Genomic DNA, 13,268 nt, shown 5'->3' with positions numbered 1-13,268 from the left:
ATCTCCTTGGGGTAGGGAATTGGACTCCAAACTGAGGGGCTACTCAAAATTGGGGGGACGTCGCAAAAGGCCCACTTCAGTTAATGCGTGACCTTCAGGGCAGCGAGAAAAATCAGAAATCCCGTAAACCAGACCGAATCGACTATGCCAGCGTAGTGAGTGAGTTGCGCGACCAGGCGCACAAGTATTGGTGGCCAATCCAGCAAGGGCAGCTAGGCGAGTACTTGATTGAGTCGAATTTCTTGACGCTAAAGGACTACCCATATTGGGCATGGGAAAACAAACGTCTCCGCTTCTGCACAGAATGCGTCGCGCTTGGAATGCACTTCACGGTCGGTCAGCTGAATTATATTGAGTTCTGTCCTTATCACGAACGACGACTGACCTCGCACTGCCCGATCTGCGGGAGGGGGATGAAGTACAGCGCTGCCTTGCCCCGCCCAGCATTTAGCTGCAGTGTCTGCGGCGGCTCTCTTTTGGCAGCCGATATGACCGATATATGCGCGAATCAGCGCATCCGGCGGCGGATTTCACGAACTTATCAAGAGCTTTTTGTGGCAATGAATGCTTGCGCGCCGATTCACTCCATGATGACGGGATCGATTGACAGGCGAGGCCGGCTCCCGGGGGTCAAGGAAGCTACAACAGCGATGTTAGAGCCCGATAGACAATTTTCCGAGAAGCTCCCTTTTGTACCGAGCTTTGCCGCTATCAAAGTCGCTCTCAATGAGCGGGGACAGCCCTCCATCCATAGTGTTAAGAAAACCACCCGTGCCGCAGAAACTTGCTCGATCGAGAAGGAAAGTCGTACCGTCATCCATCAAAGTGCCCAGTTGCGTGCGGGTGCCTGGCTCCTTGGACGGTATTGCGATCACCTTACGTGTATTGCCACTTCTCGGGAGGTGTTCAGAACAAAAATGATAGGGCAGCTTCTTGCTCGAACCATACATAAGCTTTGTTGCATCGGAAACGGGTTTGTGGTGTGGGAGATGTGCCGCATTGACCGCGCACACGAGAAGCTTCCCTACGAACTCTGGGACGCGTGGGGCCTTAGGAGCACCGCCGAGCGATCCTTCGGATCCTACGTCCTTGAAAAGGCAAGTCTGACAAGTTCCATTGCGACCTTCTTGAGAAGCGATCCGGATGAGCTATTAGGGTGGCTAGCAAATAAGTTGCCCACGAGCTTTCGGAGTTGGGAAGCGTCCAGGACAAATGGGGAAACACCGGCGATACTCTGGCAAAACATCAATGACGTCGATTTTTCGGAACTCTGTGAAGTTTCACGCCTTACCGAGGAGGAGAAATGGCAGTTGATTTCGGCTCACTGCACGGAAAGTTATGACGCATTGCAAGAGCCGGCACTAGCTAAGATGCGTGCGGAGTGTGCAGTTAAGAATCTGGAGCGTGAGTACGGGTCGCGCCAGCGTGCGGCGATTTCTATGCCTATTGTGCACGCGAGGATAAACGAGGCGAACGGGTGTTCCTACTAGCCCGTGAATCGCCGGGCAGCCTTTCATATGCGATGTGGTTAGTGCCTGTCGTGATCAGGAGCGACTGATTGTATTCGAGCGAGATATCCCCATGTGTTTTGAGCAACTCCAATCGCAGCGCAATGAGCGCCGCTTCGATGCTCGCATGGGCGGGTGTATATGAGGTCAAGCCCTCAGTTGTCACCTCCAGGGCGCCATCCCGGTAGCGCTCAGGCAACGGATGATCGATTCGTTCGTACCATGCTTCACCGGCCGCATGTAGGCAAGCGCAGGCATCGAGCATGTCCTGGTTTTTCCTCATCAGGAAAGGCAGTACCCAAAGGTCTCCCAGTGCCCGAGGGAGCTTTGAAGGCGCGGATCGGTCACCCCATACCGAGACATTGGCCACGGCGTCTTGCAAGTAAGGTCGAAGCTGTTCGCCCAGTCGCTGGCCGTCTTCGAAGGCGCGTTCGTGCATTGAGGCGGAGAATGCGGTAACCGCGTTGTCAGCTAATTCCCTTGCCTCTTGTGTCCCCCGGTGCCTGCGCCAGGTGACCTCATGCAGAAAGGCGATGGCAAAGAGCAGTGTGCTGGGGGTAGCCGCTTTAATCAGCGCGCTGGTGCATCGGTGCTCAAGATCGGCGTATAGCGCCGGATCCAGGTGCTTCACGGCGGCCATAACGCGCCCAGGCACCAGCAGAAGACCTCGCGAGTTGGTGTAAACCAGCAACTGCTCGCGTGAGTCCAACAATGAGGGCGGATCAAGCTGCATGTAGCGGTTGAAATCGCGCAGCAACCAAGCGCGTGACGCCGGCACACGTTCACATACCCGTTCGAGCAGGTTGAACTTCTTGGTCTTGTCCTTGATCTCTTTCCAATAGGCGCCGTCGGGGTTCTTGCCCGCGTTGTGGATCTCTTCGAAGACCCGAGGTGTCAGCCCCTCATAGATCGCCCCGGTGAAGCCCTCGCAGGGCAAAAGCAGAGTTCGATTCAACCACTCGACGTCGCATTCCAACGACTTCAACAGGTATCGGGTCCATACCCATGCGCCTATCTGACGAAATCCGCTAGCACAGTCCAGCACCATGATCGGGGCTCTTCGGGCGAGGATTGAAAATCAAACCACGGCAGGAGATTGGATCTGACGACCTTCCCTGCGAGTAGTCTGTACGCCAGCACTACTGGAATTAAAAACTAATTCACAAAAAAGAGCCCGCCACGGCAATGGTCGGACTCTTGAGGCCAGGTCGTTTGGAGGACCTGTTGATGCCGAAGACACTATACACCCCTTCCCGCCACGCGGGTCAAGGTCGCACCCGCTTGCCTTCCGCCGCTGGTCTGCGCGGGCAACCTAATGGGTAAGACCCCGGCGCAAAAGAAGCGCAACCAGTACCTGGCCTCCGTGCGTGCCAGAGGGGCCAGCGGCCACAACCTGTGGTTTGTCAGCCCCCCGCAGGACACGCAGGCGCTCCCGCTAACGCTGAGTTCGGACATCGAATTGGAGGCCTTCTTCTACCTAGAAGGTTCACCGGATGTGGCGTTCGTCGACTATTCCCCCCTGCGCCACGGGCGAGCGCACCCGCACCCGGGGCGGCGGCACTTCGCTACCGTCACCACGCTGGAGGGTACCGAGCTCGACGTCGACCTGGCCCTTGAGGCCAACAAGACATCGGTGGCGGGCCGGCGATTGGTCAGCCTGGCGGTGCTCAACGCAGCCAAGGTACGTGTCCAGAGCTGGCGGGCGATCGTTCCCACGATCAACCGGTGCCGATCGCATTCCTTGGGCCCGCTGATCATTCGCTGCCGGCATCTGCTGGAAGAGCATGGCGACTTAGCTGTTCGGGATCTGTGCCAGCAGCTAACCACCGAAAGTACCGCGCTGGTCACAGGCGCAGTGGCCACGCTGCTGCGTTCGCGCGAAATTGAAAGCGATGTAGATACCCACCTGTGGGGTCCCGGTACCGTGCTGCGGACACATCGTCATGGGTAGCCGCCTGACTCTGAAGACGACGCCTCCCGAGCGTTTGGTTCTCGCCAGCTGGGCCATGCCATCACTGGAAGGCCTGGATGCGGCGGAGACGAAGCGGTTCTATTCGCTCAAGGAGGCCATTACCGACTACGTGCACGGCTCACGGATCACGCAACTGTTGCAGGCCAAATCGATCTGGAGAGAGGTGTTCTATCGAGCCTACGACAAATGTGTCGCGCTTGACGGGCGAGGCATGCCGATCGGCTGGGTAGGGCTGCTGCCCTATTTGGAGATCCAGCCGCGGCAGCGACGGAAGCCCTTGCCGAAGCATCAAAGCAAAGGGCTAGCGGGGGCACTTGCGCAGTTCCTACGCCAGAACAGCGACATTGCCGCAGCATTGGAGTCGTACTTGCTGCTCAACGCCAAACGAAAGCCCGGCGGCGAGGCGGGCGTGCGACACAAGTCCGTCCACATGGAATTCTTGCGTCTATGCGAGGCCAAGGATCCCGACATGCAGTCCTGGCCTTTTACCTCCCGTCGGCGCGGGGCGACGGCCGTGCGGGGGTTCACCAAGGCCTTTCTGATCCAACACTACGACGCGATCGTGGCTACCCAGTATGGGGACAAGGCCGCGACCAAAGCCAAAGCCGGCAATGGCCATGGCTCTCGCCTCGTTGCCTGTATGCCAATGGACATCGTCGAGATGGACGAGCATGCCATGGGATGCATCGGCACCGTCAGGATCGAGACGCCTGAGGGTTTCCGGTTTCTGGATGCAGGCCGAATGACGCTCTTGCTGTTGGTTGATCGCCACAAGGGCTGGATCATGGCCTTCAAGGTGATCTTCCGTGAGGCGGCCAACGTCGGCGATGCAATGGACGTGCTTCACGCAGGCGTACTCGGTGAACCGGACTGGGCCCACCGCAAGGACGGTCAGCTGGCCACGCGCCCTTTGGCCGACCTGGACGACCGCTTCGGCTGGTGTGGATTCAACTGTCTGTTGCTGGACAATGCGCTCATCCATCTAGCTGACGAACTGGTCTCACGTGTGATGTCGCTGAGCGGATGCGCGGTGAACTTTGGCCCAATAAAGACTCCAGCCAGGCGCCAGTTAGTGGAGCGCGTTTTCAACGAACTGGAACGCGCAGGCTTTAAACGGCTTCCTCAAACCACCGGTGCTGGACCACAAGATCCTAGGCGACAGAAGGCGGAAGAGGCTGCCCGCGCGTGCATCCTGTCAGAGCGCGAGATTGTGACCCTGGTATCGAATCTGTTGCGCAACTTCAACGAGAAAATGGGCAAAGCCAACTTGGCGGCCAGCCCGGCCCAGCGCATGCACGCGCTCATTTGCGGGCCCGAACGCGATCAGTACCAGTTTCCATTTCTACCTCCGCTCCGGGAAGGCGAGGCAGATCTGTCCAAGTCGATCATCACCGTGCCAATTCGGGGCAACAAAGCCACTGGTCGTCGCCCTTACTTTTCTTTTCTGGAGGTCGACTACACGAACCCGGCCATGGCGAAGGATTGGGCGCTGTTGGATGAGCAGGTCGACCTACAACTGCATGTCGCGCGGACCAATATTCGATTCATTGAGGCGTTCTGCCGTCAGCGCCCCTTGGGCACCTGCCAGGCCGGTGGCCGCTGGCGCTGGAGCGATCACTCGATCGATCTGCGGCGCCAAATCAATCAACTCCTGCGCGAAGGCTACATCGAGAACGACAGGAACGAGGATGTCGTGGCCGCGTTCTTGAAAAAGGTGGCGGACGAATATGTCAGGGCCAAGAGTAAATCCAAGCCGGCCAAGGCGGCCATGCGACATGTGGGCGATCACAACGCCCGTCGCGATGTGCCCGGTGACGCCCCCACCAATTCCACTCAGGTGAAGCAGGCTGAGGTCGCGGTGACGGACCTGCTAGATCGGGCCAGCGAATCAAAAAGTTCCCACTACATGCAGTGGGATGACATAGGTGCCTTCAACGGAGACCGTCATGACTATTGAGGAAATACTGCGTTTGCGTGATCAGGTATGGGATGAGCACCCGGTGATCATCGAGCGAGCGGTGCTGCCTACGCTTGCTGCCAAGGACGTCCTGGGTCGTGTTTGGGCGCTTGGCCGTAAGGGCAGGGGTTCCATTGCCTTCTTCGCCCAGCCGCTGTCGGGTAAGAGTTCATGTGCCGAGTTGTTGTTGGTGGAAATGAAGCGAAAAAAGCCTGGTTGCGGCGTGCTGATCTTTGAGGTGGTCGAAGACACCAATCCGGCCGAAGGGCGCTTACTTTCGGAAATCCTCAACCAGATCGACTATGCGCCCAAGATCGCCAGAGACTTGGCCGGCAAGCGTACCCAAGTGCATCGTGCTCTGCTGGCCCTCTCAGGGGAAGCCCGGCACCTTTTTCTGATCTTCGATGAAGCCCAGGAGCTGAGCTGTGACGAGTTTGCCTGGCTCAAGTCGGTCATCAATCGCCTGGTGCGAGACCGCGTGAAGGTCACGGTCGTTTTGTTCGGGCAGGTCGAGCTCAAAGAGAAACGGCAACAGTTGAAGGCCGCACGCTCGGATCTGGAAAAGCGCTTCATGTCCACATTGAACGAATTCAGGGGGATTCAGAACGCCGCGGAACTGGAACCGCTGCTGGCGGCGATTGACGCCGGTTCTGAGTTTCCTGTGGGTTCGGGCATGAGTTACCTGCAACTGCTACTGCCCAGGTTCTATGAGGGAGGGGGGCGGCTTGCCAGCAGTAGTGCGCTGTTCTGGCGCGAACTAAAACAGCAACGCTTGCCTGGCGTGGGGACCGTCGTGGCCATGTCCAGTGTGGCAGGGTTCTTGGCATCGTTCTTCATTCACCTTCGTGGTGCAGACAGTGCGGAGCTGAAGATCACGTCGGAACTGCTTCAGCAGATTGATGTCATCTGAGGCCTCGGCGCCGATGGGTTTTGTCGCTCATCTTCCAGAGCATTGGGAGAACAACTCCCTTTTAGGGGCATACGCGGCGATCGGCCGATTCAACCTGTGCCGCGCATACGATATTGCCAAACTAATCGAGCGGCCCTTATGCACGTTACAGCCGTGTCGTCCGCCTTCTACCGCCCACCTGTTCGAATTCATGAATTGGGTAGCGCAACTGAAGGTGGCGAGCGACGAAATTACGCATCCGCTACTTCGTCGCGTGATCGCCAAGGCGCGGCAAGATCTCACTGAAGTGCCCTTGGAATGGTATCGAGCTTCGGTCTTTTGGTGCCCCCAGTGCATGAAGCGGAATCATCACAAGGCGATCCACCAGCATCGCTCACTTTGGTTCTGCCCTGAGCATCAAGTTCGCCTTGAACAGTTCTGCAACTATTGTGGCCAGCACAATGGCTATCGTGTCTTCTTTGATCGGGAGCCGCTGCGTTGCGGCGGATGCGGATGTCGTCTGGATGGCGTCGATGACGGCGCCAAATTACAGCCTGCCGCACCTAAAGCGTATTCGGTCGAGGATCTCCGGACCTGCCGGGTAGCTGAGCGGGTCTGGGTTGCCGGCCTGCCATGGTCATCCAGATCCCATCATGCGTTGGGTATTTCGCCCCACGATGTCCGCATTCATGCGGCGGAGAGGATGCGCGCAGCAGAGCCCTCCCCACAAAGCCGGGTGCTCAGCCAGTACTTACGCTTTATCCCGCCTTGGCAGATAGCCAAGGCTCACGTCCGTAATCACGAAGAAGCCATTTCTCGCGTTGCTGCGCAGGCACGCACCTTGGCGCGAAAATCTGGCCATACTTGCATGCAAGGCATGGCTGATGGATCAGGCAAACATCAGCCTACGTGCCCCTGCAGCATTGGATTCTCCCTGTGGTGCTTGCGCACCCGGCGCGGGCAAAACAACAGTGCGTCTTGGTCGGACGATGTCAATCTGTTGGCATATGAAAGTTCACATCTGGGCTTGTGTTTGTCTGTGAGCTGGCTAGCACACGTGCAGGCACAGCGTATGGGAAAGATCTCCGCCCATGAGATGATGCTCGCGTTCTGGGATCTTCCCTTAGAGACACAATCACCCAGCCCGCGTAGGGAGCACATCTCCGAGACGAGAGCCTTTGTCTCACACACCTTTCAATGGTCTGCCGTTCACTGCTGTCATGTCAGTGATCAGGTGATGAGCTTGAGGGAGAGGTTGTCCACTTCGGGACGTCCATCATCGCGTCATGTCCAGAGCGATGTGATCGCAGATGCGCGCTGGATCATGAATCAGATAGGTGTCTCTGCAAGGCACTAACCCCGCTTTCGGGTGTGATACATGGGTGTTACCGGCGCTGATGAGGAGACGGCTGCGCACTTACTCGGAGCGGGTTTGCAAAGCTCTTTCAGACCATCTGTGGCTACGGATACGTGTGAAATCACAGGAGGGTCCGGCGCGTCTACCTGATGAAGCTCAATCAATGTCGTCGCAGCAGATGTAGGCTCTTGGGGCTTCGACCGTGCAGTTGACGAGCAAGACGCTGGATGGCAGTAGTAGCAGATTGGCACACAGGTGTGCGGTGGGGGGGCTAGATCAACTCAAGTGCCGGGGGTGAAATCCAGTACCTGTCACCAAGGCCGGTCGCTATGCCGGCAAACACCGCTGTAAGCGCACAATCCGGGAGTGAATAGGATGGGGAAAAACAGAGCTTTCCCTCGAGGCTACCCTGCGTGAGCTTTAGCCGACGTGGCAGCTCGCTACTCAACGTGAATTTCAAGATCTCGACGTTGCCTGGGTACTGCAGAGAAATCGATGCCATGCTCCGTACGGCCGCCCAGCACGCATAACGCCAGTGCCCTAAGCTGTATCGCGAATCGTATGGCATGAGAAGACCAACCAACTCCCCCAGGAAGATTTCGGGGAAGTGGTGGATGCGCAATTGGTGCTGAAGGTAGGCGGTCACTTCCTGTGGGACGAGCTCCTGCCAAACGCGCAACCAAGTCTCTGCATAGGGAGGCTCTTGAGCCGCAGTTCGTAGGTAGTCCTTGAGTCGCGCATCCAGTTCTGCGAAGGGGACATGTGCCCACGTGTATGACCAGGCAAGCTTGTCCCCGGTAACCGTATTGCTCTCCGGAAAGGCCTGATGATCGAACCGGATGACCCCCAACGCATCCAGTACCGAAAGTACGTTCTGCGTGCCCTCCAAGGTGGGTGCCACACGTACCCCTGCATGGTGCGCCTGTACCAGAGCTAGTAGATAGAGGGCACCACGGCCGCCCAGGTGGTGGACGTCGCCAATGGTTGGGGCATCGGGACGCCCTGGATCCCAAGACTGCGGTTTTGAGTTGTTCATTTGTTCGATGAAGGACACAAGGCGGTCGACCCAGGGCTGCGGGCTGCCTACTGACCGTTGCTATGGCATCTAAGAATATCTTAGTATCCAAGCGCCGGTCACTTCCGCCATCCTTAGCTCTCCTTGAGGGGGCGAAAGTGAACAGGCGGACGGCAGAACATCCGGTTTTTGCGCTGCGGCTAGCACAGGCGCGCGAACGAGCCGGGCTATCTCAGAAGCAGCTCGGCATCCTTGCCGGCTTGGATCCCGCCGTGGCCTCTCCACGTATCAACCAGTACGAACGCGGCAAGCACGAACCCCAGATCAAGACAGCCAAACAGTTGGCTGAGGTGCTTGGCATACCCGCGGCGTTTCTCTACACCGAAGACGAGCTGTTGGCCCAACTGCTTCTGCAGTGGAACGACCTATCCGTTCGTCAGAAGAAGGATCTCATCAAAAGCATTGAGAAGACTCCGGCGAAGCGGGAACCGCGCAAAGGGCGGTGAAGACAGAGGTTGTGCCCCGAACGACCAGGCGAGCCTTGGTTCTTCTGGCGTCGCACGACATGAGATCACGGCCAAGTAGTGTGGCTTGGTCCACCAAGTAGCATGCTCATCGTTTGAGGGTTCCTAGTGTCCGCACGCGCGCATCGCCAGCTCACCGTTCCTTTCGGGATGAAAGACGGACGACTTGTCTTCGTGTCCGATGTCGCATCTGGCTTGGATTGCGAGTGCACGTGTCCGGAGTGTGGACAAGCGCTTGTTGCGCGTAATCGGGATTTTCCCGGACGACGCCGCGTCCGGCACTTTCAGCACTTGCGCGCGTCCTCATGCCCTGGTGGTTATGAAACGGCTGTACACCGCATGGCAAAGGACGTGCTGGCCACGGCAGATGCAGTCCTGCTGCCGCGATGGGCTAGCGGGGATGTTGTTATCGAGCCGGAGCTGTTGGGAATCGCGACCGCTGGGCTGGAAGTGCCGCTGCTCGAAGGGGCCGCCCGGCCCGACGTCCTCGTGCATGGAATGGCCTCGGAGATTGAGTTCAATGTGCTCTGCTTTGAAGTCCGCGTTCGACATGCTGTGGACGAGCCAAAGCGTAGTCTGTTGGCCGCTAACGGTATCGACGCGATCGAAATCGATCTATCAGATCTCGATGACGAAGCCGTAGCCGACCCCTCAACATTTCGGCGCGAGGTGCTGGAAAATTCACAGAACAGGCACTGGATTCATCTATCGCACGCGCCCTACGTCTCCCAGCGTGCTGATAGAGCGCTGATCGAAGTTGAGGACCTGACCGTTACCGAGCGCATGCTGATCACGAAAGCCGGGCGACCGTTCACCATCCGGGAGCAGTGGGCGTTCTTAGTAAAGCCCGGGTCCCGCGACCGCGTGCGGATTCAGATCCCAGACGAGACGGTTGGGGAGCAGGTTCAACCCTATTCGCGCGGAATGCACACAATCTCGAGCCGTTCCATTACGGTCGACGAGTGGGGGCGCCTGCGCCTTCGTTACAAGATGTATCTTGACCAGATTCAGATGAATTCTTCCGAGCCCGAGGGAACCCAGCGGGGTCTGTTCGAACCGTGTGAAGAGAGGGAGACGGGTCCGGGCTTCAGAGTGCGAGTGCGCAACTGGAAGGGGAGCCCTGGCTACTAATCGCTCTTCCTGGGCAAGCCAGGGGAGCAACCCGTGAGCGCGCGGAACGGGCGATCGGTGTCCCGGTTCAGCGGCATGTTGCATGCGTGTCGTCGCCTATGTGAATGACGTTCCTTGTCAGCTATGATCCCCTGAAGTTTCGGCTAAGTGTGCTGCAAGGCATGCAGAGAACAGGCACTGCGAAATCGGGAGATAAGGGATCGTTATCAGGGGTTGGGTAGAGGTCCGCTCCTGGCCGTCAGCGGACATGGGGCTCAAACTCAGCTATTTGCAGCGTACTGAACGTATTCGCGGCTGATTCGACGGGAGTGAGAAACAAGTCCTCTCGCGTAGGGAAGCCGCGTTGAATCGTAGATCGACAACGCCTTGGATATGCCGTGTGCGTCGTCTCTATGGTCAGCCAGCGCCTGCGCCAAGACGCCAGCGTCTTCCACACCAGTCAGGTAGCCTCGCCCTGTCATCGGGGAGACGGTATGTGCGGCGTCTCCGATGATGGCAATTCTCCCTCGAGCCAGGCGTTGTGGCAGGTACTCCGCGATGGGCGCTCCACTCAGAATTTTGTCGCCCGCGATACCTGCCTCGACAGCCTCTGCCCAGATTTCCGGCCATACCGATGGAATGGCGGTGAGAAGTTTCTCGCGGACGGAGGCGTCGATCGTTCCCCGCGCCAAGGTTCCCACGATGCCTCCCGATTCGGTCAGGGAACCAGTGCTGCGCAGTAGCGTCTCTTGGTGCGCATCGAACCACGCGAATGTTATCTGCCTGGTGCCTGGTTCAAGTGACCCATCGCGTCCCGGTAGGACTGCAGCGACCAGTCGATAGCCCGCAACGAAATCAATCCAAAGTCCACCGTCGGAGGGCCACGCAACCGGTTTTGAAAGCAGTCGCTCATCTACAAGGCCGCGCCATACCAGATAGCCTGCATACTGCGCGTACGGCGCCTCCGGAGAGATCGACCTGCGTATCAGGCTACGGTAGCCATCCGCTCCAATGACTGCACGGCCGGTACGGGTGCTTCCGTCCTCCAGCACTATGAACGGTTGACTATGTTCGTCGTTCACCGCCGACACACCCATTCCTTCTTCAATGCTGATACCTGAGGTACTTGAAGCTCGATCATGGAGCCAGCGGTAAAGTGCATTCCAGGTGGTGAGTTCGCGGTAGGCCGGCACCACTGGCAACACGGGCGCGCTGCGCGGATCGAAGCCGGTGACTGCCTTCAGTGCGTTGAGGTCCACGCTCAGGCTGTCGCCTCCCTGCACGTGTCCTGTGGTCCGCTCGATGATGCGTACCGGTATGCCCCGCGTGCTGCATGCCAAGGCGAAGGTCAAGCCTGCCAACGAACCGCCGATGACCAGAACCTCAGACTGCTCGCTTTGCATGCGCTTCAAATGTGCCTCGAACGATAATGCTGATGGTGAGGAGGGCCGGCCGGGGGCAATGCGCCCCGACCGTGTTGCCAACCTGGTTCAGGCAATGCCTGCGCCCATCGCCGGGAATACATCGCTGAACAGCAGGCCGATCAACTGCTGGCCATTGGGCGTGGACCAGTCCTGGGCAATCTCGGCCATCAGGGTGTTTGTGGTGGTGAGCACGACGCCTGCGTCGTGCATGCGCTGGCGGGAAAGCTCCTCGGACAGGTCACTCGGCGAGCCAGACGCGTCCATCACAGCCTGAACTGCAAATCCTTCCAGCGCGGCATCAATGGACGGGAAGATCAGGCACACGTCCGTGGTGACACCTGCCATGATGAGGTTCTTGCGGCCGGTCGCTATCACGGCATCGCGGAACTCCGGGTACGCCCAGGCATTGACTACGCCGGGACGCTTTACGCGGGCTTGGTGCGCTTCAGGAAGGATCTCGGCAATCTCCGGAAGGATCGGGCCCTGCGCGTTGTCTTCCTGGCTTGAGGTGATGATGGTGGGCAGGTTGAGAATCTTCGCCATTTTGGCCAGCGCAATCGACTGCTTGGCGGCCAACGTGGTGTCGATGTTCTTGATCAGCTGCATGGTGCCCACTTGGTGGTCGATCAGCAGCAGGGCGGTGTTTTCGGCAGTGAAGCGTTGCTGTTTCATGGTGGTGCTCCTCGGGGTGGATTAATGCAGTGGGAAGGGTTGGCCGCTGAACAGCACGACCTGGGCAGCGCCCTCTTGCGCGGAGAGAACAAGCGAGCGCGGTGCGTCGTGCTCGGCAAAGACCGGAACGCTGAGATCATCCGGGGTAAACCTGTGGCCTTGGATACTGACGGCGCCATGGATGGGCATCGCGAACAGGGCGACACCAGCCGCCAAGGGAATTTCAACGCTGGCACCTGATTCCAGGCTGATGTCCAGCAGCGTCACATCGGTCGGTGGAATCAACGGTGACTGTTGGCTTCCGTAGCGGCCCACTGGTACCCGGATCTGCACCCCTGGATGATGGATCACTGGCACCGCATCGGGTTCAATGGTCAGCGGGAAGGGCGCGATGTGACGCTTGGATGCGGGCAGGGCCACGAAGATCTGCAACCCATGGACTGACTTGCCCGGTTCCGCTGGAACTTCTTCATGCACCACCCCACTACCGGCAGTTGTCCAATGCAGTCCGCCTGGGCGAATCAGATTCTCGGTACCGATCGAATCGCGGTTGGACATACCCGTCTCCGAATCCTGAAGCAGGTAGGAGACTGCTGACATGGCAGAGTGGGAGTGGGGGGGGAAGGTCGGCCCGCTCATCCGGTAGTGGTCCACCCCCAGGAACGGGGAGAGCGACACTGTCTGGCCGCGCAGCCCGTCGGCGCGGAAATGGCCGCCGTTCCCGGCACGGTGCAGAGGGGCAAGGGAAAAATCGAGGTGGGAGGGGTGAGCCATCGAGGTGCTCCGTCGTTGCGATGGGAGAATCTTGCTCCTCTGCGCGGACGGGATAAAGATGGCCGT

12 protein-coding genes are annotated in these 13,268 nt (G+C 58.6%); 7 read left to right on the top strand and 5 right to left on the bottom strand.

The features are described 5' to 3' along the window. The first annotated feature begins 83 nt into the window (after window positions 1-83). A complete protein-coding gene (locus XARJCFBP2528_RS23245) occupies window positions 84-1,490 on the top strand; it encodes a hypothetical protein (protein WP_144422020.1) in 1,407 nt (468 codons plus the stop codon). Here XARJCFBP2528_RS23245 and XARJCFBP2528_RS05315 read toward each other — a convergent pair. Continuing rightward, a complete protein-coding gene (locus XARJCFBP2528_RS05315; RefSeq protein WP_119106957.1) occupies window positions 1,444-2,493 on the bottom strand; it encodes a hypothetical protein in 1,050 nt (349 codons plus the stop codon). The two genes, XARJCFBP2528_RS23245 and XARJCFBP2528_RS05315, sit on opposite strands and share 47 nt — an antisense overlap. A gap of 330 nt (window positions 2,494-2,823) precedes the next feature. Here XARJCFBP2528_RS05315 and XARJCFBP2528_RS05310 point away from each other — a divergent pair, with 330 nt between their 5' ends. The 4 genes from XARJCFBP2528_RS05310 to XARJCFBP2528_RS23240 are packed head-to-tail and all read left to right on the top strand — an operon-like array spanning window position 2,824 to window position 7,683. Beyond that, window positions 2,824-3,459: a hypothetical protein gene (locus tag XARJCFBP2528_RS05310; RefSeq protein WP_047124427.1), complete on the top strand. Its 636-nt coding sequence runs from the start codon at window positions 2,824-2,826 to the stop codon at window positions 3,457-3,459. Continuing rightward, window positions 3,452-5,437 carry a hypothetical protein gene (locus tag XARJCFBP2528_RS05305; RefSeq protein ID WP_047124426.1) on the top strand — a complete coding sequence of 662 codons (1,986 nt, stop codon included), beginning with the start codon at window positions 3,452-3,454 and terminating at the stop codon, window positions 5,435-5,437. Before XARJCFBP2528_RS05310 ends, XARJCFBP2528_RS05305 begins: the two co-directional genes overlap by 8 nt. Then, window positions 5,427-6,347, top strand: a complete 921-nt coding sequence (locus XARJCFBP2528_RS05300; protein WP_047124425.1) for an ATP-binding protein — start codon at window positions 5,427-5,429, stop codon at window positions 6,345-6,347. The genes XARJCFBP2528_RS05305 and XARJCFBP2528_RS05300 overlap by 11 nt, the downstream gene beginning before the upstream one ends. After that, a complete protein-coding gene (locus tag XARJCFBP2528_RS23240) occupies window positions 6,337-7,683 on the top strand; it encodes a hypothetical protein (protein WP_144422023.1) in 1,347 nt (448 codons plus the stop codon). The genes XARJCFBP2528_RS05300 and XARJCFBP2528_RS23240 overlap by 11 nt, the downstream gene beginning before the upstream one ends. Window positions 7,684-7,954: 271 nt before the next feature. On the opposite strand, the gene XARJCFBP2528_RS05295 is transcribed toward XARJCFBP2528_RS23240, so the two are convergent. After that, entirely contained in the window at window positions 7,955-8,737 is a 783-nt protein-coding gene (locus tag XARJCFBP2528_RS05295; protein ID WP_230673844.1) for a hypothetical protein, read from the bottom strand. Window positions 8,738-8,856: 119 nt separating this feature from the next. Here XARJCFBP2528_RS05295 and XARJCFBP2528_RS05290 point away from each other — a divergent pair, with 119 nt between their 5' ends. Further along, the gene (locus XARJCFBP2528_RS05290) at window positions 8,857-9,204 is read left to right on the top strand and encodes a helix-turn-helix domain-containing protein (protein WP_016905014.1); all 348 of its coding nucleotides are present in this window, start codon (window positions 8,857-8,859) and stop codon (window positions 9,202-9,204) included. 357 nt (window positions 9,205-9,561) lie between these two features. Continuing rightward, window positions 9,562-10,353, top strand: a complete 792-nt coding sequence (locus tag XARJCFBP2528_RS05285) for a single-stranded DNA-binding protein (RefSeq protein WP_047124424.1) — start codon at window positions 9,562-9,564, stop codon at window positions 10,351-10,353. A 260-nt stretch (window positions 10,354-10,613) separates the two neighbouring features. Here the strand turns inward: XARJCFBP2528_RS05285 and XARJCFBP2528_RS05280 are convergent, their stop codons facing one another. The 3 genes from XARJCFBP2528_RS05280 to XARJCFBP2528_RS05270 all read right to left on the bottom strand — a co-directional run bounded on the left by XARJCFBP2528_RS05280 (window position 10,614) and on the right by XARJCFBP2528_RS05270 (window position 13,202). Next, entirely contained in the window at window positions 10,614-11,735 is a 1,122-nt protein-coding gene (locus tag XARJCFBP2528_RS05280; protein ID WP_016903431.1) for an FAD-dependent monooxygenase, read from the bottom strand. An 87-nt stretch (window positions 11,736-11,822) separates the two neighbouring features. Further along, a complete protein-coding gene (locus XARJCFBP2528_RS05275) occupies window positions 11,823-12,428 on the bottom strand; it encodes an isochorismatase family protein (protein WP_016903430.1) in 606 nt (201 codons plus the stop codon). A 21-nt stretch (window positions 12,429-12,449) separates the two neighbouring features. After that, entirely contained in the window at window positions 12,450-13,202 is a 753-nt protein-coding gene (locus XARJCFBP2528_RS05270) for a pirin family protein (protein ID WP_016903429.1), read from the bottom strand. Between the last annotated feature and the right edge of the window lie 66 nt (window positions 13,203-13,268).

The organism is Xanthomonas arboricola pv. juglandis (genome assembly GCF_001013475.1).
Taxonomy (GTDB): Bacteria; Pseudomonadota; Gammaproteobacteria; order Xanthomonadales; family Xanthomonadaceae; genus Xanthomonas; species Xanthomonas arboricola.
Note: the sequence above shows the minus strand (reverse complement) of the source record. Positions and strands in the feature narration are given on the sequence as shown.

Excerpts from the sequence above, each read along its gene's own strand:
- XARJCFBP2528_RS23245 (WP_144422020.1), top strand. The coding sequence starts at position 84 with ATGCGTGACCTTCAGGGCAGCGAGAAAAATCAGAAATCCCGTAAACCA.
- XARJCFBP2528_RS05310 (WP_047124427.1), top strand. The coding sequence starts at position 2,824 with ATGGGTAAGACCCCGGCGCAAAAGAAGCGCAACCAGTACCTGGCCTCC.
- XARJCFBP2528_RS05305 (WP_047124426.1), top strand. The coding sequence starts at position 3,452 with ATGGGTAGCCGCCTGACTCTGAAGACGACGCCTCCCGAGCGTTTGGTT.
- XARJCFBP2528_RS05300 (WP_047124425.1), top strand. The coding sequence starts at position 5,427 with ATGACTATTGAGGAAATACTGCGTTTGCGTGATCAGGTATGGGATGAG.
- XARJCFBP2528_RS23240 (WP_144422023.1), top strand. The coding sequence starts at position 6,337 with ATGTCATCTGAGGCCTCGGCGCCGATGGGTTTTGTCGCTCATCTTCCA.
- XARJCFBP2528_RS05285 (WP_047124424.1), top strand. The coding sequence starts at position 9,562 with ATGGCAAAGGACGTGCTGGCCACGGCAGATGCAGTCCTGCTGCCGCGA.
- XARJCFBP2528_RS05280 (WP_016903431.1), bottom strand. The coding sequence starts at position 11,735 with ATGCAAAGCGAGCAGTCTGAGGTTCTGGTCATCGGCGGTTCGTTGGCA.
- XARJCFBP2528_RS05275 (WP_016903430.1), bottom strand. The coding sequence starts at position 12,428 with ATGAAACAGCAACGCTTCACTGCCGAAAACACCGCCCTGCTGCTGATC.
- XARJCFBP2528_RS05270 (WP_016903429.1), bottom strand. The coding sequence starts at position 13,202 with ATGGCTCACCCCTCCCACCTCGATTTTTCCCTTGCCCCTCTGCACCGT.